This is a genomic window from Georgenia sp. SUBG003 (assembly GCF_000715355.2).
GTDB lineage: Bacteria > Actinomycetota > Actinomycetes > Actinomycetales > Actinomycetaceae > Georgenia.
Genome location: NZ_CP180204.1, coordinates 3,765,258 through 3,788,672, shown reverse-complemented (window position 1 = coordinate 3,788,672; position 23,415 = coordinate 3,765,258). Strand labels below are relative to the sequence as shown.

Genomic DNA, 23,415 nt, shown 5'->3' with positions numbered 1-23,415 from the left:
CGCCAGGACGATGCCGCCGCCGACCGGCAGCCACTCCTCCGCCGTCGTGCCGTCCGGCGAGGCGGTGATGGTGAATCCCTCGGCGCCGGGCAGCACGGCCTCCCGCCACGTCGTGTAGCCGGTGCCGCACACCTCCTGCTCGCCCACCCGCACGGTGACCTCGCCGCGCACCAGCACACCGAGCCCGGACGGGTGCGCCTCGACCATGGCGAAGGACGGCAGCGTGCGGATGCCACGCCCGGCGAGGTGCTCCACCCACGTGCCCAGACGCGAGCCGGAGCGGGTCAGCCGCCACAGGTCGCGGGCCGCCGGCGCCCCGATCTCGGGGTGCAGCAGCGCGACGGCACCCTCCGCCCACGATGGCGATCCAGCCGCCGGCGCGGTACTCGTGCACGTTCATCGTCCGCTCTCCCCCGGCAGGGTGGTCCCGGCCTCGTCCTCGTCGTCGGCGGCGGACCCGGGCGTGCGCGCGGTCGTGCCCGCGACGCTTCCCTCGTCCGGGGCGTCGACGACGACGACCGTCACGTTGTCGCTCGCACCGCCCGCGACGGCGTGGCACACCAGCGCCTGGGCCGCCTGCGCGGCGCCGCCGACGGTCGACAGGATCTCCGCGATCCGCGCGTCGTCGAGCTCGCCGACGAGCCCGTCGGTGCACAGGAGGATGCGCTCGCCCGGCTGGACCCGGAGCATCCAGAAGTCCACCTCCGCGTCCGCCCCGGTGCCGATCGCCCGGGTGATGACGTTGCGTCGCGGGTGCGTGCGCGCCTGCGCGGCGTCGATCGTGCCGGCGTCGACCATCTCCTGGACGAGCGAGTGGTCGACGCTCACCTGCTGCAGCCGTCCGCCGGAGAAGCGGTAGACGCGGGAGTCCCCGACGTTGAGCACCAGCCAGTACGGCTCCCCGTCCTGCTCGGTCAGGACCACCCCCGCGACCGTGGTGCCGGCCACCGCGTCCCGGCCGTCCGTCTCGGCCCAGCCGGCGACGGCCTCCTCCTGCATGGTGCGGCGGATCCCGGCGGCCGCGCCGCGGACGACGTCGTCCACGTCCTCGGCCGTGATCGGGCCGGTGCCACGACCCGCGAGCGCACGGAAGGCGTCGACGACGGTCCGGCTGGCCATCTCACCGCGGGCGTGCCCGCCCATCCCGTCGGCGACCACGAACACCGGCTCCTGCGCGAACGCGGCGTCCTCGTTGACGCTCCGCCGGCCACCGGCGTCGGTGGCCATCCCCCACTGCGTCAACGTGCGCTCCCTCTTGCGTGCGATCTGCCACCCCATAGGGTGCCACGCCGCCGGGGCGGCCCCGCACGACGTCCACGCCGCCCCGTGCTCACAGCACCGCCGGGTACACGCCCCAGTACGCGGCGGATACGAGCAGCACCAGGCTGCCCGCGACGACGCAGGCTACGCACGCCCTGCCCAGGGCACCGCTCGGGCGCGCCCCGCGGCTCCCGGCCTGCCGCGCCGCGCACGCGACGGTCATGACGACCATGACGGCCGCGAGGATGCCGACGAGCTGGACGGCGAGCCAGCCGCCCTGGACGAGGAACGAGTCGTGCTGGTAGTTCAGCGCGAGGTTCGCCACGCCCATGAGGTAGGAGGCGTAGACGATCCAGGTGGCGAGCGTCGCCATCGCCAGCCCCGCGGCGTACCGCCCGAGGGGGGCGGCCGTGCCGCTCGCGGCCCGGCCCGCCAGGCGCGGGACCTGACCGCGGGGATCCTCGCCGGTGACCTCGCCCTCGTCGCGGCCGTCCGCGCCGTCGCCTCCTGCGGCGCCCCGCCGGAGACGGTGGAGCGGCTGCTCGACCTGCTCGACCGCACGGTCCACGCCACCGCCGCCGGCGAGCTCACCGACGTCGGGCTCGGTCTGGGACTCGAGGCCGACGCCGTCTCCCTCGGCGACGTGCTGACCATGAGCGAGCGCAAGACCGCCGTCTACAGCTTCGTGCTGCCGCTGCAGGCCGGGGCGCTGCTGGCCGGCGCCCCGACCGAGAAGGTCGAGCGGCTGGGCGAGATCGGCCGGCTCCTCGGCATCGGCTTCCAGCTCGTCGACGACCTCCAGGGCGTCTTCGGCGACGAGGCCGTCACCGGCAAGTCCGCCCTGACCGACCTGCGCGAGGGCAAGCTCACCCCGCTCATCGCCCACGCACGCACCACCGACGCCTGGGCGGGCATCGCCGTCCACCTCGGCGACCCCGACCTCGACGACGCCGGCGCCGCCCACGTGCGCACGCTGCTGACCGAGTGCGGCTCGCGCGCCGTCGTGGAGGAGCTCGCCCAGCCTCGCCCGGGACCGCGACCGCGGCCTCCCACAGGGCGTACACCTGCTCGGCGCTCTCGTGCGGGTCGACCGTGAACTGCCAGCGCTCGACGTCCTCCTCGGGCACCGTCAGCGAGGTGACCGGCGGGCGGCCGGACATCCGCCAGCAGAAGATGTCGTCCTCGCACACCGCCAGATGCTTGAGCAGCCCGCCGACGGTCAGCTCGGAGGTGGGGACGGCTCGCGCCCGGAGCTGGTCCACGTCCAGGTCGGTGCCAGCGTGGTGCACGCGGGCAGCGTCCTGTCCCGCGCCGTCGCGGCCTGGCTGGCCACACCGACCCGCAGCGCCCGTACCCGTGACGCGGCGCGGCCCCATCGGGCGATCGTGACCCGCGCGGCGCTCGGCTCCGCAGCGGGCGTCGTCATGGTGGGCCTGCTCGGGTTCCTCCTGCGTGAGCTGCTGGTGCCCGCCCCTGCGGGCGTGGCTCTCCTCACCACGCCGGTCGCGGCGAAGACGGCGGCTCTCACGGAGCTGCGCAACGCCGTCGCCCTGGCCGCAGCCGTCGTCGTCACCGGGACGGCGGCGGGGAGCCTTCTCTCCGGCGCCAACCGCATCCACGCGGCCGCCTGGCAACCCGCGCCGGTCCCGCCCCGCCCGTGCGACAACGGGGAAGGTCCGGCCGAAAAGCGGCAGAATGGCACCATGCTCCTCGTCCCCGCGCCGGCCAGGAACTTCCTCGACCCTGCCGACTACCGGCGGGACTGGACCACCTACGGCTCGATGATGATCCGCCGGCAGGTGGCCATGCGGACGCTCCTTCCCGGGTACGCGGACCTGGGCCGGCTCGGCATCGGCGTGCTCGCCTGGGTGGTGTCGCTCGTCGGTGCGACGCTGCTGCGGGCCGGTGCGGGCGACGAGACCGCGCTGGGCCTGACCGGGCTGCCGGCCGCCGTCGCCGGAGGCCGGCCCTCCTGGACCTGGACGACCCCGTGCCGGGCCGGGTCACCGCCGTGCCGTGCGGTCACGCAGCGTCAGCTCCGCCCCGGACGCCAGGTGCCGGGCCACCACGTCGGCGTAGTCCATCCGGTACACGGCGTCCGCGGCGACGACCAGCACGACCTCCGGCTCGTGCCTGCGGATGGCGTCCGCGCGCCGCGCCAGCGCGTCGGCCGTGCCGGTGTGCTGGTCGCCGGCCTCCGGCCCCACCACCGTCAACCCGCCCCGCGTGCGGTCCAGGTCCCACGGCCGCCCGCCGGCCAGGTGCTCGGTGACCGAGACCGGGTGGTGCTGCTCCAGCACCCACACGTCCGAGATGCCGCTGTTCGCGGCATGGGACAGCGGGAAGTCGATGAGCCGGTGGGTGCTCCCGAACGGCAGCGCGGCCCTGGCGCGACCGTGGGTCAGCGTCTCCAGCCCCGAGCCGGCGCCGCCGGCGAGGACGACGAGCAGCGTGCGGGTCGGTGCCATGGCATCTCCTCGGGACGGTTATGGCTCGGGCGACGGCGGATCCGGCTCAGGTGAGGCCGGCCCCCCGCGGCCGGGCGACGGTCTCCTGCGCGCGCAGGCCCGCCTCCTGGGCGCGCAGGGAGCGCAGGAGGTCGTCGCGGGCCTCCAGGAGCAGGCGGCGCAGCGCGGCGGGTGCGTCCGCGTTCTCGTCGAGCCACCGGGTGGTGCGCTGGACCACCGGGTCGTCCTGCGGTGCGCGGCCCGGGACGGCGTCCTGGTGCGACGGGTACAGGCGCCGGACGAGCCGGGACGCGATCTCGATGCTGTGCCGCTGCCAGATCCCGCGCAGCGAGTCGAAGTACCGGTCGGTGAACGGCGCGGTCAGCTCGGCGTGCCAGGGCTGGGTGAAGCCGGTGAGGGTCGCGTCGACGTGGTCGTTGCTCAGCGCGCCGGGCGTCAGCAACGTCTCCCACGACGCCGCCTTGACGTCGGCGTCGGGGAACGCGGAGACCGCAGCGAGGTGCTGGGTGGTCCCGTCCGCCGTGCGGTCCTTCGCGAGCTCCTCGTCCAGCTCGGCGAACGACGCCGCGCCGAGCGCCGCCAGGGCCTGCCACAGCGACCACCGCAGCTCGGGATCCATCGGCAGCCCGGCGACCGTCTCCGCCCCGGTGAGCAGGCCGCGCAGGCGGGGTGCGGCCTCCGGTGTGGTCGCGGCGGCGCGGGCGAGGGAGCGCGCCCACACGAGCTGGGCGTCAGAGCCCGGCACGGAGTCGTGCAGGTGCGCCACGGAGCCGCGCCCGAGGGTCAGCCGCAGCTCGTCCCGGCGCGACGGCGGGGCGTAGCGCTCCACGGCCGTGGACGCGTTGACGGTGAGGCCGGCGAGAACCGCGCTGTCCGTCTCCGAGGGGCCGTGCCGCAGCACGAGGTCCAGGTAGTCCGCCGCGGGCAGCACGGCGTCGCGCGTGGCGTTCCACAGCGCGGACCACACGAGCGAGCGCGCCAGCGGCTCGCGCAGCCGGCCGAGATGCTCGCGCACGGTGGCGAGGGAGTCGCGGTCGAGGCGCACCTTGCCGTAGGTGAGGTCGTCGTCGTTGACCAGCACGAGGGCGGGACGGGGCAGGCCGGCGGCCATGGGGACGGTGACGCTCTCACCGGTGAGCTCCACCTCGAACCGGTGGGAACGGACCAGCCCGGCTCCGTCGTCGTCCTCGTGCAGGTCGTACAGGCCGACGGCGAGACGGTGCGGGCGCAGCACCTCCTGGCCGGTGCGCGGGTCGGTGGCGTGCTGGCGGACGGTGAGGGAACGGATGCGGTCGCCGTCGGCCTCCACCTCGGCACGGAGGGTGGGCGTGCCCGCGGTCTGGAGCCACAGCCGGGACCACTCCCCCAGGCTGCGGCCCGAGACGGCCTCGAGCGCGCCGAGGAGATCGTCCAGCGACGTGGACCCGTAGGCGTGCTCCGCGAAGTACCGGCGCGCACCGGCGAAGAAGGCGTCCGTCCCGACGTAGGCCACCAGCTGCTTGAGGACGGCGGCGCCCTTGGCGTAGGTGATGCCGTCGAAGTTCTGCTTCGCCGCCTCGAGGTCGGGGACGTCCGCGACGACCGGGTGGGTGGTGGGCAGCTGGTCCTGGGTGTACGCCCAGGCCTTGCGGCGGTTCGCGAAGGAGACCCAGGCGTCGGCGAACTCCGTGGCGGCGACCGAGGCGTGGGCGCCCATGTAGTCCGCGAACGACTCCTTCAGCCACAGGTCGTCCCACCAGCGAGGCGTCACCAGGTCGCCGAACCACATGTGGGCCATCTCGTGCAGGATCGTGTTGGCGCGGCCCTGGTACTGCGCCCGCGTCGCCGCGGAGCGGAAGACGTAGGCCTCGGTGAACGTCACGCAGCCCGGGTTCTCCATGGCGCCCAGGTTGTACTCGGGGACGAAGACCTGGTCGTACTTGCCCCAGGGGTACGGCGTGCCGAAGTGCTCGTGGAAGAAGTCGAGCCCCTGCCGGGTCACGGTGAGGATCGCCTCGGCGTCCAGATGCCCGGCCAGGGAGGCGCGGCAGAGCGCCCCGAGGGGGACCTCCAGGGTGCCGCCGCCCGGGAGCGCCCCCCGACCAGTGACCGTCCACCCGGTGGTACGGCCCCGCGACGACGGCGGTGAGATAGCTGGAGACGGGCGGGGTCGGCGCGAACTCGGTGCGCGACGTGCCGTCACCACGGTCCGACACGGTGGTGACCGGCTGGTTGGAGAGCACCTGCCAGCCGGACGGCGCGACGACGGCGAAGGTGAAGCTTCCCTTGAGGTCCGGCTGCTCGAACACCGCCATGACCCGGCGCGAGTCCGCCGGCTCGAACTGGGTGTACAGGTACGTCTCGCCGTCGGCGGGGTCGACGAACCTGTGCAGCCCCTCCCCCGAGCGGGAGTAGAGCGCGTCCGCCACGACCGTCACCTCGTTCTCGGCCACCAGCCCGTCGAGGGTGATGCGCGCGCCGTCGTAGCAGGTGGCGGGATCGATCTCGCGCCCGTTGACGACGACGGAACGGACCTCGCCGAGGAGGTCCAGGAACGTCGCGGGTGCGGTCGAGGTGAACCGCACGGTCGTCGTCGAGCCGAAGGTACGGCTGCCGACGTCATGCGCGCGGCTCAGGTCGAGCTCGACGCGGTAGTCGCTCACGGTGAGGCGGTCGGACCGCTCGGCGGCCTCCGCGCGGGTCAGGTTCGCGGTCGTGGTCACCACCGCAGGTTAGCCATGCCCCACGCGGGTGCCGCACGTCGGCGCCGGGGACCAGGGGGCCGCCGGCGACTGCCGCGGACCGTTCCCGTCCGCGGTGTGTCGCCGGCCCGGCGGCGGCAGACTGGGCCGCGGAGCGGCGCCGTGCCGTGAGATTCTCCCAGCACGGCGGCCGGGCCTCGGCCGAGGTACCGGTGCCGCCGGCCGCGGTTCGAGGAGGAGGACACGGATGGAGACGCTGGACGTGCCGGACGGTGCGGTCGTCGTGGGTGTCGACGGCTCGGCGCGCGCCGGACGCGCGCTCGAGCTCGCGGCGCAGGAGGCCGCGAGGCGTGGCGCAGGCCTGCACGTGGTGTACGCGTTCCCCTGGCTGGCCACGGCGCACGGGTGGGAGTTCGCCCCCGAGGCCGACGCGCTGGACGTGGCCGAGCGCGTCGTCGCCGACGCGTGGACCGGGCCGCGCCGTCCGGGCGGACGTGCCGGTGACGGGACAGGTGGTCGTCGACGACCCCGCCCGGACCGCCTGGCCCAGGGCCTGTCCATCGCCGACCAGCAGATCGTCGAGATCGCCAAGGCCATCTCCCGCGGCGCCCGGATCCTGGTCATGGACGAGCCGACCGCGGCGCTCTCGGGCGTCGAGGTGGAGCGGCTCTTCACCGTCGTGCGGGCTCTGCGGGACGACGGCGCTGCGGTTCTTTTCATCTCCCACCGGTTCGACGAGATCGAGGCCCTGTGCCGCCGGGTCACCATCCTGCGCGACGGCGCCTTCGTCTCCTCCCACCTGGTCGACGAGATCACCGTGGACGAGATGGTGCGCCGGATGGTCGGCCGCGAGCTGTCCGCGCTGTTCCCGAAGAAGGACGTCGAGCCGGGCCAGGTGGTCCTCGAGGTCGACGGCATCAGCCGGGCCGGGGTGTTCTCCGACGTGAGCTTCACCGTCCGCGCGCAGCTTGGCGGCCGGGGCCCGCCGTCCCGGGCTGCGCCGTCGTCCCGTGGTTCACAGCCAGTGGTGCCGCTTGAAGACGACGTACAGGACCACGCCCATCCCCAGCATCGCCAGCAGCGCGAACGGGTAGCCCAGCGCCCAGCCCAGCTCGGGCATGTGCCGGAAGTTCATGCCGTAGATCGTGCCCACCAGCGTCGGGGCGAAGAGGATCGCCGCCCAGGACGAGATCCGCTTGACCTGCTCGCTCTGGAGGTAGCTCGCCTCGGTGACGCGCCGCATCTCCTCGTTCTGCTCCTGCGCCACCAGCGTCGCGTTGACCGTCAGGGCGTTCTGGAGCAGCGCCCGGAACGCCCCCCACGCGCTCGACCACGCGGATCGTGTGGTCGTGGACGTCACGGAGCCGGTGCCGCAGCTCCACGTCGACGCCGTAGCGGTCGAACCCCTGCTCAAGGTTCTCGAGCATGCCCAGCAGCGGGTGGGTCGCCCGCTGGAAGGCCATCACCTCGCGCGAGAGCTCGTAGATGCGGCGGGAGACCGTCGGGTCGCTCTCGAAGAGCTGGTCCTCGATCTCGTCGATGTCGTTCTCCAGCCCCGCCACCACCGGGCCGTACTGGTCGACGACCTCGTCGAGGATCGCGTAGAGCACCGCCTCGGGACCTTGGCGGAGCGTCTGAGGGTCGCCCTCGAGCCGGCGTCGGACCCGTCCGAGGTTCGGGGACTCGGCGTGGCGGACGGTCACGACGAACCCGGGCCCGGTGAAGACGTGCAGCTCGCCGAACTCCACCTTCTCGACCCGCCGGGTCGGGGGCCTGCGCGGGCGGTGCGGCGCCCGCGGGAGAGGTGGCGCCGGGCTGGTCCGGAGTTGCGGGGGCAGTCACGTGTGGCCCTCCCGGGCTGCGTCGTCGGATGCGGACGCCGCGGGACGGACGCCACGAGGCCATTGTCACGAACGGAACACACCGCCACCAATCCCGGGGCGGGGCGCGGGCAGGTGGCACCCTCGTGGGGAGAACCTCGAGGAGGACCCATGGTTGAGCTCGAACTGCTCGGGCTGCACGGTGACGGTGAGCACCTCACGCTCACCGACGAGGACGGACGTCGCTACCGGGTCGCGATCGACGACGCCCTCCGTGCGGCCGTGCGCCGGGACCGCCCCAAGCTGCAGCACCTGCCCGCGGACCCCGGCGAGCCGCTGCGGCCGAAGGACATCCAGGCCCTCATCCGCGCCGGCGCCTCGGTGGCCGAGGTGGCCGAGCGTTCGGGCATGGAGGAGGCGCGGGTGCGCCGCTACGAGGGCCCGGTGGTCGCCGAACGGACGTGGGTGGTGCAGCAGGCGCAGAACCAGCGTGTCGGCCACGAGCCGGACGCTCCCCGCCTCGGCGACCTGGTGCTCGACCGGCTCGCCGCGCGCGGCGTGGAGACGCGCTCGCTGGAGTGGGACGCGGTGCGCCACCCCGGCGGGCCCTGGGAGGTCGTGGCGACCTTCGTCGCGGGAGAGCGCGAGCGCGAGGCGCGCTGGGAGGTCGACCTGGGGACACGGACGCTGCACGCCGTCGACGACGAGGCGCGCTGGCTGTCGGAGACGGAGATCGGCACCTCGGCCCACCCGCGCCGCCACCTGAGCCCCCGTCGGTGCGCGCTCCCCGCGTCTTTGACCAGCTCGCGGAACCGGGCGGCCAGGGCGCCCAGGGCGGGGCCGTCGAGCCCGGCCAGGGCGGGGTCGGTGCGCAGGATCTGCTCGAGCACCGAGCTCCACCACGCCAGGTCCAGCTCCGCGCCGACCTGGGCGGTCGGCACCCGGCGCTGGGCGAGGTCGTCCACGAGCCCGTCGAGGCCGCGTCGCGCAGCTCGCCGACCAGGCGGGTCCTCTCGGGCAGCAGCCGGAGCGCCGGGGCGTCGAGGCCGAGCTCCTTCATCCGGCCGGCGAGCTCGACGATCGGCAGCCCGAGCAGGTCGTCCTTGCCCGCGCCGGAACCGATGACGCGCTGCAGCTCCTCCACGTCCGCGCGGACCTCGGCCTCGGTGGTCCTGATCTCGGCGAGACCGTCGGGCAGCCGCGGCCAGCCGCCGGCGGGGTTGTGGCGCCGCCAGATCTCGCGCTGCTCCTGCACCCGGACCAGCTCGGCGTGCAGGTCGGCGACCGGGCGTCCGGGCCGCAGCAGGTCCTTCGCCTGCTTGCGCAGGCGGCGCCGCACGGAGCCCTTCATGGACACGCCGTGCTCCTTGCGCCACGCGGAGGTGGCGGTGGCGATGACCATGTCGGCGGCGGAGCGCTCGAAGATCTGCGGGAGGAAGACGTCGAGGGCCTCCGCGACGCCGTCGAGCATGCGCAGCTGCTCGCTCCAGGCGTCGAGGCTCGTGGCGCGCTCCAGACCCGTCTGGGCGGCGACGCGCTCGACCTGCCCGAGCAGGGTGGGCAGGGTCAGCTCACCCAGGCGCTGCGTGCGCTCCAGGGCCGCCGACGCGGCGGGCCCGTCGGTCAGGCGGGCGCCGTACCACGGCGTGTCGTGCGGACGCAGGGTGAACGCCCCCAGGGCCGCCGCGCGGGCGAGCGACTCGCGGACGTCCTCCAGCCCCCCGTCGGCCAGGCGCCGCAGGGTGGCGGCGCCGAGCCGCACCCGGGTGCGCGGGCCGGGCCGGGGCGGGCGGTCAGGCGGGCCAGCGCCTGCAGCGCGTCGTAGGCGGAGACGTCCCAGGCTTTTGGGGTTTTAAACCCCAAATTTTCCCCGGGGAAATTTTCCCCGGGGAAATTTTGGGGCCCCTTTTCCCCAAAGGGGAAACCCCGGGGTTTTAAACCCCGGGGTTTTAAAGGGGCCCCTTTTGGGGTTTTAAACCCCAAATTTTCCCCGGGGAAATTTTCCCCGGGGAAATTTTGGGGCCCCTTTTCCCCAAAGGGGAAACCCCGGGGTTTTAAACCCCGGGGTTTTAAAGGGGCCCCTTTTGGGGTTTTAAACCCCAAATTTTCCCCGGGGAAATTTTCCCCGGGGAAATTTTGGGGCCCCTTTTCCCCAAAGGGGAAACCCCGGGGTTTTAAACCCCGGGGTTTTAAAGGGGCCCCTTTTGGGGTTTTAAACCCCAAATTTTCCCCGGGGAAATTTTCCCCGGGGAAATTTTGGGGCCCCTTTTCCCCAAAGGGGAAACCCCGGGGTTTTAAACCCCGGGGTTTTAAAGGGGCCCCTTTTGGGGTTTTAAACCCCAAATTTTCCCCGGGGAAATTTTCCCCGGGGAAATTTTGGGGCCCCTTTTCCCCAAAGGGGAAACCCCGGGGTTTTAAACCCCGGGGTTTTAAAGGGGCCCCTTTTGGGGTTTTAAACCCCAAATTTTCCCCGGGGAAATTTTCCCCGGGGAAATTTTGGGGCCCCTTTTCCCCAAAGGGGAAACCCCGGGGTTTTAAACCCCGGGGTTTTAAAGGGGCCCCTTTTGGGGTTTTAAACCCCAAATTTTCCCCGGGGAAATTTTCCCCGGGGGAAATTTTTGGGGGCCCCCTTTTCCCCCAAAAGGGGGAAACCCCCGGGGGTTTTTAAACCCCCGGGGGTTTTAAAAGGGGGCCCCTTTTTGGGGGTTTTTAAAACCCCCAAATTTTTCCCCCGGGGGAAAATTTTTCCCCGGGGGAAAATTTTTGGGGGCCCCCTTTTTCCCCCAAAAGGGGGAAAACCCCCGGGGGTTTTTAAAACCCCCGGGGGTTTTTAAAAGGGGGCCCCCTTTTTGGGGGTTTTTAAAACCCCCAAAATTTTTCCCCCGGGGGAAAATTTTTCCCCCGGGGGAAAATTTTTTGGGGGCCCCCTTTTTCCCCCAAAAGGGGGAAAACCCCCGGGGGTTTTTAAAACCCCCGGGGGTTTTTAAAAGGGGGCCCCCTTTTTGGGGGTTTTTTAAAACCCCCAAAATTTTTCCCCCGGGGGAAAATTTTTCCCCCGGGGGAAAATTTTTGGGGGCCCCTTTTTTCCCCCAAAAGGGGGAAAAGACGGCGGCGAGCTCGCCGGCCGCCGCGCCGCAGGGCACCTGCGGCGCGCAGACCACCAGCAGGGCGTCGTCCAGGGAGTCGTCGAGCCCGGTGACGCCCGCCGGGTTGCCGGGGGGGACCACCAGGACGGGGTGGTTGAGCGCCACGAGGGTGGGCTCGCCCACGGCCCCCGCCTCGACGGCGCGGCCCATGGTGGTCTCGTCGGCGGTGACGAGGACGTCGGCCGGTGCGCCGGCGAGGACCTGGGCGACGAGGTCGGACGAGCCCGCGAGCGACAGGGTCACGGTGAGGTCGGGGTGCCGGGCCTCCACGGCCGCCGTGACCTGCTCGGCCACGTCCACGAGGGAGGCGGCCGCGAAGACGGTGAGCTCACCGGCCGGTCCGCCGGCGTCCGCCGCGGTTCGGGCGGCGCCGCCGCTCCCGGCGGAGCAGGACGCGAGCACTCCCGCGGAGGCCAGCAGCACCGCCGCCTGCACCACCGGTCCCCTGGTCACGGGCGGGCCGGGGGCGTCTCGACGATGACGTTCGTCGCCTTGACGACGGCGGTGGCGAGCGAGCCGGGCTCGAGACCGAGCTCCGAGGCTGCCTCGCTGCTCATCAGCGAGACCACCCGGTACGGGCCGCACTGCAGTTCCACCTGCGCCATGACGCCGTCGGCGACGACGCGGGTGACGAGGCCGGTGAACCGGTTGCGGGCGGAGCGGCCCACACCGTCGCCGGACCCGCGCCCGGCTCCCCGGGCGGCGAGCTCCTGCGCATGGCGGGCGAGCGCGGCGCCGTCGACCACCTTGCGGCCCGCCCCGTCCACGGACGACGGCAGGCGGCGGTCGTCGACCCAGCGGCGGACGGTGTCGTCGCTGACCCCCAGAAGCTCGGAGGCCTCACTGATCCGGTACTGCGGCACAGATCGCATGCTAGTCCCGCGTCTGCGGCTGCGGAAGCCTCGGACCGCCGATAGTGCGTCGCTGTGGGGTCCCGCCCGCGAGGTACTAGATAGACAGGCTGGCTAAGTAGTGGGACTATGTAGCCGTGACGGGTTCGGTCTGGCCGGGAGACTGGCTGCGAGGCGTCCTCGAGGTCTGCGTCCTGCACACGCTCGCCCAGGGGCCGAGCTACGGGTACGCCATCGCGGCCCAGCTCGAGCGGGCAGGTCTCGGGACCATCAAGGGCGGCACGCTCTACCCGCTGCTGACGCGGTTCGAGAAGGCGGGCCTCGTCGGGACGAGCTGGTCGACCGGCGAGAGCGGGCCGGCACGCAAGTACTACGCGCTGACCGACGCCGGCCGTGCGGAGCGCGACATGCTCGCGTCCCGCTGGGCGGAGTTCGCGCGCACCGTGGAGGGGCATCTGGAGGGCGGTTCCCGCCCCGGCACCGAGGGAGAGACATCATGAACGAGACCAGGCAGAGTCGCACGTGGGAGACGGACTTCGTCGTCGAGCTGCGGCTCCTCGACGTCTCCGGGCGGCACATCGGCGATGCCGTCGAGCAGGTGCGGTCGCACTGCGCCGAGTCCGGCGAGGACCCGTACGAGGCCTTCGGCGCGCCCGCCGACTACGCCCGCAGCCTCGGGCTGCCCGCCCAGGAGGTCCGCCCCGCCGGGATGCTCCTGAGCACCGCGGGCGGCCTGGCCGGGATGGTGGTGGCGACGTGGGGGTTCGCGTCGTGGCTCGACGGCGAGAGCCTGGCCCTCACGCTGGGGCTGGCCGTGGCCACCGCCGTCCTCGTGCTGCTCGCGCCGCTGCTCCTGCGCACGCTTCGCCTCGTGCTCGAGCACCCGTGGACGGCGGCGGGGCTCGCGGGGCTCGCGCTCGCCGTCGTCGTCGGCGCACCGGTGGTGCTGACCCAGACGCTCGTGCACGTGCCCGCGGCGGCCGTGACGGTCGGTGGCCTCCTCCTGGTGCTGGGCACCGCCGTGCGGGACCACCTGCACGGGTCGTACGACGACCCGGTCGTCGGGCCGGTCACCGGGGCGCCGGACGGCGGGGCCGAGGACGACGGCGGCGTGCGCCGGCGCGGCGGTCTGGCCTGGGCGGCGTGGCTGCTTCCGTCGGGCACCCTCGCCGTCATGGGTCTCGTCTGGGTGCTCCACGCGCTGCGCTGACCCGCCCCGGCGTCAGCCGCCGTGCCCGCCGAAGGCGGCGGTGATGATGGCCCGCACCTCGTTCTTGCCGACGTGGCGCGGATTCTCGAACGGCAGCGTGGCGCTCACCCGGTCGACGGCCTCGTCCAGCTGCCGCGGGAGCAGCCCGAGCTGCGCGAGGGTGCGCGGCGCGCCGACGGAAGCTGCCAGAGCCCGCAGTCCGCTCACCGCCTCCTCGGCCTCCAGGGCGCGGGCGATCCGGGCGGCGGCCTGCGGCACGGCCGGGGCGTTGAACGCCAGGACGTGGGGGAGGACCACCGCGTGCAGGGCCGCGTGCGGCAGGTTGAACGTGCCGCCGAGGGTCTGGCAGATCTTGTGGTGGAGCCCCGCCCCGGCCGACGCGAACGTGGCCCCGGCAAGGTAGGCGCCGTAGAGGAGCTGCTCGCCCGCGGCGGTGGGGGTGCCCGCCCACACCGAGACCGGATCCGTCAGCGCCTTCTCCGGGGCCTGCGCCTCTGCGAGGCTGTCGCGCCCGATCCCGCGCAGCCCGGTGGCGAGCGCGTGCACCGCCTCGTCCGCCATCGCGGAGCCGATGGGGCTGGCACCCGGCGCCCAGTGCGCCTCCACCGCACGCGCGAGGGCGCTCAGACCCGACGCCACCGCGAGGTCGCGCGGCAGGCGGTCCGTCAGGTCCGGGTCGAGAACGACGGTGCGTGGCCGGACCGCCGGGTCGGAGCCGGTCTCCCGGCGGCCGTCGCGGGTGGTGCCCCAGACGGGCGTCGCCTCGGAGCCCGAGTACGTGGTCGGCACGGCGAGGATCGGCAGGTGCAGGTCACGGGCGACGATCTTCGCGGTGCCGGTGGTCGAGCCGCCGCCGATGCTCAGCAGCGTGTCCGCCCGGACCTCGCGCGCGAGCGCGACGGCCCGCGCCCCGACGGGGGCGGGCACGTGCTCGGCGACCTCCGTGAAGACGGAGACCACGGCGTCGCCGAAGGGTGTGGCCACCGAGTGGGCGAGAGTCTGGTTGCGCGGAGCGGTGACCACCATGATCCGGCGCGCCCCGAGACGGGCGAGCTCCGCGGCGAGCGCCGTGCGTACGGTCCCGCGGCCGAAGACCACTCGGGCGGGCGCGGTCTCGAAGGTGAACTGCACCGGTCAACCTCCTCGTCGCTCGGTCGGGGCGCACCGGACGGTCCGGCCCGCCTGCCTTCCATCATGGCCCGAACGGCGCGGACGTGGTGGAGGTGCGGGCGTGCCGCGGGGGGCGCCGGACCAGCCGGCGCCCCCCGCGGGCAGCTTCTCCGAGCGGTGCGGTGGGCTCAGGTGTTCGTGCTGGTCGGGCGCCGCCGGTCGCGCGGGGCGACGCTGGGCTCCCAGCCGCGGCGAGGCCCGCGCGCTCCGGCCGCGCTCGACTCCTCCCGCGAGCGGTAGACGATGTACGGCCGGGTCGAGTACTGCACCGGCGCCGAGAACGCGTGGACCAGCCGGGTGAACGGCCAGACCATGAACAGCAGGAACGCGGCGGTGATGTGCAGCTTGAACGACAGCGGCACGTCCGTCATCAGCTCCGGCATCGGCTGGAAGTACAGCAGCGAGCGCAGCCAGGGCGAGATCGTCTCCCGGTAGTCGTAGCCGTGCGCGCCACCGAGCAGCTGGAGCTGGATGGTCGCCCACATGCCCAGGAGGATCGGGATCGCGAGCATGACGTACATGAACTTGTCCACCCGGGTGGTGGCCAGGAACACCGGTCCGGTCACGCGCCGGCGGTAGATCAGCAGCACCAGCCCCACCAGGGTCACCACCCCCGCGACCGACCCCATGTACGTGGCGATGAAGTGGTACGCCGTCTCGTTGAAGCCCACCGCCTCGGTCCAGTCCTTCGGGATGAGCAGCCCCATGAAGTGCCCGAGACCGACGAAGATGATCCCGAAGTGGAACAGGGGGGAGCCGAGGCGCAGCAGCGTCTTCTCGTACAGCTCGGACGAGCGCGTGGTCCAGCCGAACTTGTCGTAGCGGTACCGCCACACCATCCCGACGACGAAGACCGCCATCGCCACGTACGGGAAGACGACCCACAGCAGGATCTGACCCGCGCTCATACCCGGACCTCCTTGTCGGCGCCCCCGCCGGGGGCGAAGGGCTCGAGCGGCCCCAGTGCGCTGAGACCGACCATCTCCGTCGGCGGGCCGGCGGTGATGAGCCGCAGCAGCCGGTCCTCGACGTCGGCGCTGGCGCGCGGCAGCACGAGGCAGACCGCCTCGACGACGGCCGCGTAGGGGCTGCCCATCGACGTCAGCGCCGAGCGCAGCACCTCCACGCCCTCGCGGTGGGCGGCGAGCAGGGCGGTGCCCAGCTCGGTGTCCGCGACGGCGGTGAACTCCAGCACCACCGGCAGGAAGTCGGGCAGCTCCTCGCGGCCGACCTCCCACCCGGCCGCCCGGTACGCCTCCACGAACCGCACGAGCGCGGTGCCGCGACGTCGGGTGTCGCCCGTGAGGAAGTACGACAGGTACATCGAGCACTTGCGCCTCAGGTCGAACGTGTCGACGTAGTGCCGCGCGAGCACCTGCGGGTCCTGGGCGAGGGCGTGGGCGACGAAGCCCTCGAGCCGCTCGCGCACCGGGTCCGGCAGGCCGGCGACCGCGGCGCCCACGGTGCGCAGGCGCTCGAGCTGGTCCGCGCTCGGGTAGTCCAGGAGGACGGACGCCGCCATGCAGGCGACGGCGCGCTGGCGCTCGGTCACGTGCACCGGCGCCAGCGGCGTCATCGAGGGGACTCGGACGAAGGAGCTCATCGGGTCCCCTCCCCGTCCGGGCGGCCGTCGGGCGCGGGGCGGTCGGGCGCTCCGCTGCCGTCCCCGGCGGCGCTCGCGCAGTGACCGACGACCCCGCCGCACCGACCGAGCACACCGGCCTGCTCGGCCCGGCCGACGTCCGCCGGCTCTCCGAGGCCCTCGGCGTCCGGCCCACCAAGACGCTCGGCCAGAACTTCGTCCACGACGCCGGAACCGTGCGTCGCATCGTCCGCTCGGCCGCCGTCGGCCCCGAGGACGTGGTCCTGGAGGTCGGCCCCGGCCTCGGCTCCCTCACGCTCGCCCTCCTCGAGACCGGGGCGCGCGTGGTCGCCGTCGAGATCGACCCCCCGCTCGCCGCGGCGCTTCCGGTCACGGTCGCCGCCCGCATGCCGGAGGCCGCCGGACGGCTGGCCGTGCTGCGCGCCGACGCCATGACCGTCACGGGTCCGGAGATCCTGCCGGTTCCGCAGGAAGGGACGGACGGCGCGTCCGCCGTCGCCCCCGCCAAGCTGGTCGCGAACCTGCCCTACAACGTCGCGGTGCCCGTGCTGCTCACGCTGCTGGAGAACCTGCCCAGCCTGCGCGAGGTGCTCGTCATGGTCCAGGCCGAGGTGGCCGACCGGATCGCCGCCCCGCCCGGCTCCCGCACCTACGGCGTGCCGTCCGCCAAGGCGGCCTGGTACGCCGAGGCCGCACGCGCGGGCACCATCTCGCGGAGCGTCTTCTGGCCCGTGCCCAACGTGGACTCCGCGCTCGTGCGGCTCACCCGCCGCGAGCCGCCGGCGACGACGGCGACGCGCGAGGAGGTCTTCGCCGTCGTCGACGCCGCCTTCGCCCAGCGTCGCAAGACCTGCGCGCCGCCCTGGCCAGCTGGGCGGGATCCGCGGCCACCGCCGAGGAGGTGCTGCGCGCCGCCGGCATCGATCCCGGTCTGCGCGGCGAGCGGCTCGGGATCGCCGACTTCGCCCGGATCGCCCAGCACGCCGGGTCAGCGGGTGCGCAGGGCGCCACGTCTGGCACGCTGGGCGCGTGAGCGCCGTCCACGTCCGGGCCCCGGGAAAGATCAACCTCGCACTGCGCGTGGGCGCGCCCCGGCCGGACGGCTACCACCCGCTCGCCACGCTCTTCCAGGCGGTCTCGCTCTACGAGGACGTCGTCGCGCGCCCGGCGGACGACATCACGCTCGAGATCCACGGCCGCGGCGCCGACCTGCCCACGGACAGCGGCAACCTCGCCGTCCGCGCCGCGGCCCTGCTGCGCGAGACGTCCGGCACCGAGGCCGGCGTGCACCTGACACTCACCAAGCAGGTACCGGTGGCCGGCGGCATGGCGGGCGGGTCCGCGGACGCGGCCGCCACCCTGCTCGCCTGCGACCAGCTCTGGGGCACCGGCCTGGGGCGGGAGGAGCTCGGCGAGCTGGCCGCCGAGCTCGGGGCGGACGTCCCCTTCGCCCTCACCGGCCTGTCGGCGATGGGGACCGGCCGCGGCGACCTTCTCACGCCCGTCATGAGCCGCGGACAGTACCACTGGGTGCTCGCGGTCCAGGCCGAGGGGCTGTCCACGCCCGCGGTCTTCCGCGAGTTCGACGAGATCCACGCCTTTCCCGCCGGCACCCCGGAGACCCCGGACACGCCGGACGCCCCGCGCCTCGACGGCGGGATCGTCTCGGCGCTGCTGGGGGCCGACCCGCTCGTGCTGGCCCGGTCCCTCCACAACGACCTCGAGGAGGCGGCGCTGTCCCTGCGCCCCGAGCTCGGTGACGTCCTCGCCGCGGCCGACCGGGCCGGAGCCCTGGCCGCCATCGTCTCGGGGTCCGGGCCGACGGTCGCTGCCCTCGCGCTGGACGCCCCGCACGCGGCGAGCGTCGCCGGGGGTGATGCGCAGCGCCGACGTCGCCGCCGAGATCCTCACCGTCACGGGCCCCGTGGCCGGGGCGCGCGTGCTCGAGCACGTCGGCCGCCGCCCGTAGCGGCGCCGCCGTCTCGCCGGGGTCCGGCGGCGGCCCCGCGGTTTGCGACACTGGAGGACGTGCTCGAACTTCACCTCCCTTCCTCCGCCCACGGAGGCCGTCCGTGGCCCATCTGATCGGCATGGAGGGCATGGGCGTCACGCTCGGCGCCCGCCCCATCTTCGCCGACGTCACCCTCGGTCTCGACGACGGCATGCGCGTCGGCGTGCTGGGCCGCAACGGCGCCGGCAAGTCCACCCTGCTGAAGATTCTCGCCGGCACGGCAACGGCCGACGCCGGGCGGGTCACCCGCGCCGGCGGCACCCGCGTGGCCGTCCTGGACCAGGCCGACGCGCTCCCCGCCGGCACCAGCGTCCGCGACGTCGTCCACCCCGGCGTCGACGAGCACGTCTGGGCCTCGCAGGCCAGCGTGCGTGACATCCACGCGGGCCTCCTCGCGGACGTGTCCCTCGACGCCGACGTCGCCACCCTCTCCGGCGGGCAGCGACGTCGCGTGGCGCTCGCCCGGGTCCTCACCGAGGACGCCGAGGTGCTCATCCTCGACGAGCCCACGAACCACCTCGACGTCGAGGGGGTGGACTGGCTCGCCCGCCACGTGCAGGAGCGCTACCGCCGCGGCGAGGGCGCGCTCGTCGTCGTCACCCACGACCGCTGGTTCCTCGACGCGGTGTGCACGCGCGTGTGGGAGGTCGTCCCCGGGCGACGACCGGGCCCCCGCGGCCGCGCGCCCGGTGCCCGGCCGCGTCGAGACGTACGACGGCGGGTACGCGGCCTACGTCCTGGCACGGGCCGAGCGGCAGCGCACCGCCGCGCTCGCCGAGGAGAAGCGCGCCAACCTCCTGCGCAAGGAGCTCGCCTGGCTGCGTCGCGGCGCACCCGCCCGCACCTCCAAGCCGAAGTTCCGCCTCGACGCCGCGGCCGAGCTCATCGCCGACGAGCCGCCCCCGCGCGACCCGCTGGAGCTCACCCGCCTCGCCACCACCCGGCTCGGCAAGGACGTCCTCGACCTCGAGGACGTCACCGTCACCTACCCGCTCCGCCCCGGGGGAGAGGGCCGACGGCGCGGCCGGGCCGTCCGGCAACGGGTCCGGAACGCCGGTCGGCACGGACGACGGCGGCACCCGGACCGTCCTCGACGACGTCACCTGGCGCCTGGCACCGGGAGAGCGGGTGGGGCTCGTGGGCGTCAACGGCGCCGGCAAGTCGACGCTGCTGCGCCTCCTGGCCGGCACCCAGCAGCCGACCGCCGGCCGGGTGCGGCGCGGGAAGACCGTGCAGGTGCGCACCCTCTCGCAGGAGACCCACGAGCTCGACGAGGTCGCCCACCTGCGGGTGATCGAGGCGGTGGAGGAGGTCCGCGGGCGCGTCGAGGTGGGCGGCAGGGAGCTGACCGCCGGCCAGCTCGTCGAGAGGCTCGGGTTCACGCGCGAGCGCGCGTGGACGCCGGTGGCCGACCTCTCCGGCGGGGAACGCCGGCGCCTGCAGCTGCTCAGGCTCCTCGTCGCCGAGCCGAACGTGCTGCTGCTGGACGAGCCCACCAACGACCTGGACACCGACACCCTCGCCGCCGTCGAGGACCTCCTCGACGGCTGGCCCGGCACGCTCGTGGTGGTCTCCCACGACCGGTACCTCCTCGAGCGGGTCACCGACCATCAGCTGGCGCTGCTCGGCGACGGCCGCCTGCGCGGCCTGCCCGGCGGCATCGACGAGTACCTGCGGCTGCGCCACGAGCTCGAGGCCGCGGCCCGGCGGGGGTCCGGAGCACCGCCGCGCGGGCGGCGTGCTCGGGCGAGCATCAGCGTGGCGACGACGAGGAGCAGGACCGCGAAGCCGGCCATGAGCGCCGCGCCGCCGACAAGGAGCGAGAGCGCGGCGCCCGCGACCGTTCCCACCGTGGCCAGCAGCGCGAACCCGGCCCCCGCCCGCCAGCGGACGTTGCCCGCGCGTGCGTGGGGGATCAGTGCGGTAAGGGACGTGGCTCCCACGATCGCCAGGGAGCTCGTTGCCGCGACGTGCGGGTCCTGGTCGAGCATGTAGACGAGGATCGGGACGGTCAGGACCCCACCGCCCCCGCCCAGGGAGCCGACGACGAGACCCACCACGGCCCCGACGAGCAGGGGCGCGATCACCGCCTCCACGGGGCCGGCTCCGCTCGTCGCGCGCGGCCGGCAGGGGAAGGGGCAGCCATTCGGTCACGTTATCCCGGGGACGCGACACGGACCGCCGGCGTCCGTGTCGGCGGTCCGCGTCGCGCAGCGGGTCTGTGGGCGTTCCACCGGCTGCGGGGTCGCTCGGCACCCGGGGCGCTCAGCGCAGCCAGGCCGAACCCGGCCTGCCTCGCTCAGCCGGCGCCCGGCGCCCGGCGCCCGGTGCCCGGTGCCCGGTGCCCGGTCGCAGGATCACTGCCTGGTCTGCTGCTCCGGCAGGGTGTCCCAGAACGACGTGTCCGCCGTCTCGATGGAGCCGTCCGCGATCGCCCGCGCGGTGGCCTCGAGCGTGACCACGGTCTGACGGATCAGGTAGCCGTTGCTCTTCTGGCCGAGGATCGCCCACTCACCCTCGTGGTCGGCCATGCCCCTCATCTCGAACAGCAGCGTGGCGATGCCGTACTCGGCCGCGATTCCGTTGCGTCCGATGGTGTTGGCGGTGCCGCCGACGTACTTGCCGATGTGCCCCCAGCCGGTCGGGTCGACGGCGTCGTAGACGACCGAGCCCAGCCGCTTGGAGCTCTCGACCAGCTCGGGCGAGACGGAGCTCGTGGTCGGGTAAAGCATCGACCCGGAGACCAGCTGGCCGTCGACCTCGCTCTGGGTGCCCTGGTGGTGCAGGTCGATCATGTAGTCGATGTCGTACTTGCCCAAGACGTTCTTGTGCAGCGCCTGCGTCTCGGGCCGGAGCTTGGCGACGTGGTCACGATTGAGGTCCACCCCGCGTCTCGTGGCCGTTGTAGCTGGGTCCCTCCCCGGCGATCGCGGGGGAGGCGAGGCCGGCGCCGGGCGCGACGGCGCCAGTGAGGGTGAGCGCCTTGGTGGCAGTCTTCACGGTGGTTGCTCCCGTATGTCGGTTCCCGCCCGCCGGCGGAGGTCGGCCCCGCCGCGCGGCGGAGGTTGGCCCCGGGGATCCGCGGGACCGACCGTGTCGCGCCCCGTTCCCCGGGTGCTGTCGATGCTCGCCGGGCAGGCCGCCGGGCGCCAGGACTTCCGCAGGCCGGAAGCGGACATGGCCGGTTGTGACCTCGGGGGCCAGGTCGCCGCCGGGCGGGAACAGTTTTTCCACGACATCCCGCCTAGCTCGGCTCGTGCGCAGCCAGATCACGTCAGTCGGGCCTGGAGCGCGGCGGCGCGTGTGGCGGGAGTGCGGCGTGCGGGGGTGGCGTGGGGCGTGCCGGGAGTTGCGGCGGCGCGCGTGGTGGGAGTGCGCGACGGGGCGGGAGACGAGCGCGCCGGCGGCGCCGGCGTCCAGCGCCCGGGTGACGTAGTCGTGGCCGTCCACGTGCTCGCCGGCGAAGGCGGCGAAGAGGGCCCCGGGGGCGACGGCACGGGAGTCGGTGACGACGTCGCCCGTGACGGGCACGCCCTCCTGTCCCGCGAGCTCGCCGCCCGTCACGGCGGCGACCTGCGCGAGCGTCATGGTGATCATCAGCTGTGTCCTCCGGCGCGCTGCACCAGGGCGGCACGCACCTCTTCGCGGTCGTCCAGGTGGTGGTCCACGCCGGCGATCTCCTGCACGGTCTCGTGGCCGCGGCCGGCGACGAGCACCGTGTCGTCCTCGCCGGCCTCGAGGACAACGGTACGGATGGCCTCGGCCCGGCTCCCAATCTCGCGCACGGTGGCGTCGGGCACATGCGCCCGCGCCGCCGCCAGGACCTCGGCCCGGATCTGCTCGGCCGGCTCGTCGTGCGGGTCGTCGTCCGTGACGACGACGACGTCCGCCCCGTCGACGGCGATCCGCGCCATCTCGGGGCGCTTGGACCGGTCGCGCGACCCGGTGGCACCGAAGACGAGCACCAGCCTCCCCGCCGTCGTCGGGCGCAGCGCGGCGAGGGCCTTGGCGAGCGCGCCGGGGTTGTGGGCGAAGTCGACGATCACGCGCGGCGCGCCGGCGAGCTGCTCCAGACCCGTAGCCCGGCGGCCCGCACGGCGGGCCCGCCGGCACCGGCAACGGCGACGCCGCCGAGCTCCGTCGTCGGAGGCGTCATGGAGCGAGTGTGGCGCACGACTCGGTCGCCCGGCCACCCCCGAGGTGCCGTATCGGCCACCGTCACCGAGAATTGATCCATGAATGTCGTGCTCGCCGGTCGTTACGAGCTGGACCAGAAGCTCGGCCGGGGCGGTATGGCGGAGGTGTGGCGGGGGCGCGACCTCGTCCTCGGCCGGCGCATCGCCGTCAAGACCGCCAACGTCGTCGACGCCACCGACCACACCCTCGGGGACCGGTTGCGCCGCGAGGCCGTCGCGACCGCGGCGCTGGACCACCCGGACATCGTCACCATCCACGACGCGGGCGTCGACGGCGACACCGCCTTCCTGGTCATGGAGCTCGCGTCCGGCCGCACGCTCGCGGCACTCCTCGCGGAGGGGCCGCTGCCCCTGACGGAGGCGGTGCGCATCGGCGGACGCGTCGCGGGCGCCCTCGCCGCCGCCCACGCGGCCGGCATCGTCCACCGCGACATCAAGCCGGCGAACATCATCGTCGACGGCGAGAAGATCACCGTGGTGGACTTCGGGATCGCCGCCATCGAGTTCCAGGCGGTCACCTCCCTCACCGCGCCCGGCACCACGCTCGGCACCGCCGAGTACATGGCGCCCGAGCAGGCCCGCGCGGAACCCGCGACCTCCGGCACGGACATGTACTCGGTCGGCTGCCTGCTCACCACGATGGTCGCCGGGCGGCCCCCCGTTCACGGCGGAGTCCCCGGTGGCTATCCTGCAGCACCACGCCTACATCCAGCCGCCGCGCCTGCGCAGCCTGCGGCCCGACGTCCCCGACGAGCTCGACGCCCTGGTCGGCGCCCTGCTGGACAAGTCGGCGGACGCCCGACCCACCGCCGTCGAGGCGCACGAGTGGCTGGCCCGCATCGCGGAGCAGCTCACCCCCGCGGCATCGTCCCCGCCGTCGGCCGGCCCGACGCTCCCGGCCCGACGCACCGTGCCGCCCTCCCCCGGCGGCGGAGATGTCGCCCCCCACGGCTGCCGGCCCGGCGCTGAGGGGGAGCGAGGCTGCCCGGAACGGAAGCC

20 protein-coding genes, 8 pseudogenes and 1 other annotated feature are annotated in these 23,415 nt (G+C 73.7%); of the genes and pseudogenes, 10 read left to right on the top strand and 18 right to left on the bottom strand.

From position 1 onward, the window contains the following. Nucleotides 1–396: 396 nt before the first annotated feature. Together DA06_RS20005 and DA06_RS20000 are read right to left on the bottom strand one after the other, a co-directional pair. Entirely contained in the window at nucleotides 397–1,242 is an 846-nt protein-coding gene (locus DA06_RS20005) for a protein phosphatase 2C domain-containing protein (RefSeq protein ID WP_043503654.1), read from the bottom strand. A gap of 88 nt (nucleotides 1,243–1,330) precedes the next feature. Then, complete coding sequence (locus DA06_RS20000) at nucleotides 1,331–1,828, bottom strand: hypothetical protein (RefSeq protein WP_418608354.1); 498 nt, start codon at nucleotides 1,826–1,828, stop codon at nucleotides 1,331–1,333. Here DA06_RS20000 and DA06_RS19995 point away from each other — a divergent pair. Next, nucleotides 1,718–2,356, top strand: a complete 639-nt coding sequence (locus DA06_RS19995) for a polyprenyl synthetase family protein (protein ID WP_418608114.1) — start codon at nucleotides 1,718–1,720, stop codon at nucleotides 2,354–2,356. The two genes, DA06_RS20000 and DA06_RS19995, sit on opposite strands and share 111 nt — an antisense overlap. On the opposite strand, the pseudogene DA06_RS19990 reads toward DA06_RS19995, so the two are convergent. The 5 genes and pseudogenes from DA06_RS19990 to DA06_RS19970 all read right to left on the bottom strand — a co-directional run. After that, nucleotides 2,355–2,636: pseudogene (locus tag DA06_RS19990) on the bottom strand (DUF664 domain-containing protein); the annotation flags it as partial. The gene DA06_RS19995 and the pseudogene DA06_RS19990 sit on opposite strands and share 2 nt — an antisense overlap. A 395-nt stretch (nucleotides 2,637–3,031) precedes the next feature. After that, nucleotides 3,032–3,286, bottom strand: a complete 255-nt coding sequence (locus DA06_RS19985; protein WP_418605838.1) for a hypothetical protein — start codon at nucleotides 3,284–3,286, stop codon at nucleotides 3,032–3,034. Beyond that, nucleotides 3,264–3,728, bottom strand: a complete 465-nt coding sequence (locus DA06_RS19980; protein WP_052437018.1) for a sugar phosphate nucleotidyltransferase — start codon at nucleotides 3,726–3,728, stop codon at nucleotides 3,264–3,266. The genes DA06_RS19985 and DA06_RS19980 overlap by 23 nt, the downstream gene beginning before the upstream one ends. Before the next feature lie 46 nt (nucleotides 3,729–3,774). Beyond that, nucleotides 3,775–5,910, bottom strand: a complete 2,136-nt coding sequence (gene pepN / locus DA06_RS19975) for an aminopeptidase N (protein WP_418605836.1) — start codon at nucleotides 5,908–5,910, stop codon at nucleotides 3,775–3,777. A gap of 4 nt (nucleotides 5,911–5,914) precedes the next feature. After that, nucleotides 5,915–6,136 (bottom strand): annotated as a pseudogene (locus tag DA06_RS19970) (hypothetical protein); the annotation flags it as partial. Between the two features lie 520 nt (nucleotides 6,137–6,656). On the opposite strand from DA06_RS19970, the pseudogene DA06_RS19965 reads away from it, so the two are divergent. Beyond that, nucleotides 6,657–6,827: pseudogene (locus DA06_RS19965) on the top strand (universal stress protein); the annotation flags it as partial. 597 nt (nucleotides 6,828–7,424) lie between these two features. Here DA06_RS19965 and DA06_RS19960 read toward each other — a convergent pair. Continuing rightward, a pseudogene (locus DA06_RS19960) lies at nucleotides 7,425–8,163 on the bottom strand (magnesium and cobalt transport protein CorA); the annotation flags it as partial. 237 nt (nucleotides 8,164–8,400) lie between these two features. Between DA06_RS19960 and sepH the strand changes: the two are divergent. Together sepH and DA06_RS19950 are read left to right on the top strand one after the other, a co-directional pair. Then, nucleotides 8,401–9,354 carry a septation protein SepH gene (gene sepH, locus DA06_RS19955; protein WP_418608113.1) on the top strand — a complete coding sequence of 318 codons (954 nt, stop codon included), beginning with the start codon at nucleotides 8,401–8,403 and terminating at the stop codon, nucleotides 9,352–9,354. Nucleotides 9,355–9,451: 97 nt separating this feature from the next. Beyond that, nucleotides 9,452–10,054 carry a hypothetical protein gene (locus DA06_RS19950; RefSeq protein ID WP_418605835.1) on the top strand — a complete coding sequence of 201 codons (603 nt, stop codon included), beginning with the start codon at nucleotides 9,452–9,454 and terminating at the stop codon, nucleotides 10,052–10,054. Between the two features lie 856 nt (nucleotides 10,055–10,910). On the opposite strand, the gene DA06_RS19945 is transcribed toward DA06_RS19950, so the two are convergent. Together DA06_RS19945 and DA06_RS19940 are read right to left on the bottom strand one after the other, a co-directional pair. Then, nucleotides 10,911–11,828 (bottom strand): substrate-binding domain-containing protein, encoded by a 918-nt coding sequence (locus tag DA06_RS19945; RefSeq protein ID WP_418605833.1) that lies wholly within the window; start codon nucleotides 11,826–11,828, stop codon nucleotides 10,911–10,913. Next, nucleotides 11,173–11,304: a sequence feature (His leader region), on the bottom strand. Its footprint overlaps the gene before it by 132 nt. Beyond that, a complete protein-coding gene (locus DA06_RS19940) occupies nucleotides 11,825–12,238 on the bottom strand; it encodes a TOBE domain-containing protein (protein ID WP_043503614.1) in 414 nt (137 codons plus the stop codon). The genes DA06_RS19945 and DA06_RS19940 overlap by 4 nt, the downstream gene beginning before the upstream one ends. A 125-nt stretch (nucleotides 12,239–12,363) precedes the next feature. Between DA06_RS19940 and DA06_RS19935 the strand changes: the two genes are divergently transcribed. Continuing rightward, nucleotides 12,364–12,726: a PadR family transcriptional regulator gene (locus DA06_RS19935; protein ID WP_043503610.1), complete on the top strand. Its 363-nt coding sequence runs from the start codon at nucleotides 12,364–12,366 to the stop codon at nucleotides 12,724–12,726. Continuing rightward, nucleotides 12,723–13,436, top strand: coding sequence for a hypothetical protein (locus tag DA06_RS19930; RefSeq protein WP_043503608.1), 714 nt, complete (start codon nucleotides 12,723–12,725; stop codon nucleotides 13,434–13,436). Before DA06_RS19935 ends, DA06_RS19930 begins: the two co-directional genes overlap by 4 nt. A 12-nt stretch (nucleotides 13,437–13,448) precedes the next feature. Here DA06_RS19930 and DA06_RS19925 read toward each other — a convergent pair whose 3' ends face one another. From DA06_RS19925 to DA06_RS19910, 4 genes are all read right to left on the bottom strand, one after another. Next, entirely contained in the window at nucleotides 13,449–14,567 is a 1,119-nt protein-coding gene (locus DA06_RS19925) for a maleylacetate reductase (protein WP_043503606.1), read from the bottom strand. Between the two features lie 167 nt (nucleotides 14,568–14,734). Then, a complete protein-coding gene (gene narI, locus DA06_RS19920; RefSeq protein WP_043503604.1) occupies nucleotides 14,735–15,514 on the bottom strand; it encodes a respiratory nitrate reductase subunit gamma in 780 nt (259 codons plus the stop codon). Beyond that, on the bottom strand, nucleotides 15,511–16,209 hold the full coding sequence (gene narJ, locus DA06_RS19915; RefSeq protein WP_043503602.1) for a nitrate reductase molybdenum cofactor assembly chaperone: 699 nt from the start codon (nucleotides 16,207–16,209) through the stop codon (nucleotides 15,511–15,513). The genes narI and narJ overlap by 4 nt, the downstream gene beginning before the upstream one ends. After that, on the bottom strand, nucleotides 16,206–16,412 hold the full coding sequence (locus tag DA06_RS19910) for a hypothetical protein (RefSeq protein WP_418608352.1): 207 nt from the start codon (nucleotides 16,410–16,412) through the stop codon (nucleotides 16,206–16,208). Before DA06_RS19910 ends, narJ begins: the two co-directional genes overlap by 4 nt. Between DA06_RS19910 and rsmA the strand changes: the two are divergent. The 3 genes and pseudogenes from rsmA to DA06_RS19895 form a co-directional block, all read left to right on the top strand. Then, nucleotides 16,329–17,242, top strand: a pseudogene (gene rsmA / locus DA06_RS19905) (16S rRNA (adenine(1518)-N(6)/adenine(1519)-N(6))-dimethyltransferase RsmA). The gene DA06_RS19910 and the pseudogene rsmA overlap by 84 nt on opposite strands. Further along, nucleotides 17,239–18,294: a 4-(cytidine 5'-diphospho)-2-C-methyl-D-erythritol kinase gene (locus DA06_RS19900; protein ID WP_418605830.1), complete on the top strand. Its 1,056-nt coding sequence runs from the start codon at nucleotides 17,239–17,241 to the stop codon at nucleotides 18,292–18,294. Before rsmA ends, DA06_RS19900 begins: the two are co-directional and overlap by 4 nt. After that, nucleotides 18,282–20,044 (top strand): annotated as a pseudogene (locus DA06_RS19895) (ABC-F family ATP-binding cassette domain-containing protein); the annotation flags it as partial. The gene DA06_RS19900 and the pseudogene DA06_RS19895, both read left to right, overlap by 13 nt. Here the strand turns inward: DA06_RS19895 and DA06_RS19890 are convergent. The 4 genes and pseudogenes from DA06_RS19890 to DA06_RS19875 all read right to left on the bottom strand — a co-directional run. Beyond that, nucleotides 19,987–20,277 (bottom strand): annotated as a pseudogene (locus DA06_RS19890) (TSUP family transporter); the annotation flags it as partial. The pseudogenes DA06_RS19895 and DA06_RS19890 sit on opposite strands and share 58 nt — an antisense overlap. Nucleotides 20,278–20,577: 300 nt before the next feature. After that, nucleotides 20,578–21,108 (bottom strand): annotated as a pseudogene (locus DA06_RS19885) (carboxypeptidase); the annotation flags it as partial. After that, nucleotides 21,089–21,808 carry a Mur ligase domain-containing protein gene (locus DA06_RS19880; protein ID WP_418608111.1) on the bottom strand — a complete coding sequence of 240 codons (720 nt, stop codon included), beginning with the start codon at nucleotides 21,806–21,808 and terminating at the stop codon, nucleotides 21,089–21,091. The pseudogene DA06_RS19885 and the gene DA06_RS19880, both read right to left, overlap by 20 nt. An 8-nt stretch (nucleotides 21,809–21,816) precedes the next feature. Further along, nucleotides 21,817–22,266 (bottom strand): glutamate ligase domain-containing protein, encoded by a 450-nt coding sequence (locus DA06_RS19875; RefSeq protein ID WP_418605829.1) that lies wholly within the window; start codon nucleotides 22,264–22,266, stop codon nucleotides 21,817–21,819. A gap of 189 nt (nucleotides 22,267–22,455) precedes the next feature. On the opposite strand from DA06_RS19875, the gene DA06_RS19870 reads away from it, so the two are divergent. Then, a complete protein-coding gene (locus tag DA06_RS19870; protein WP_052437017.1) occupies nucleotides 22,456–23,385 on the top strand; it encodes a serine/threonine-protein kinase in 930 nt (309 codons plus the stop codon). Nucleotides 23,386–23,415: the final 30 nt, after the last annotated feature.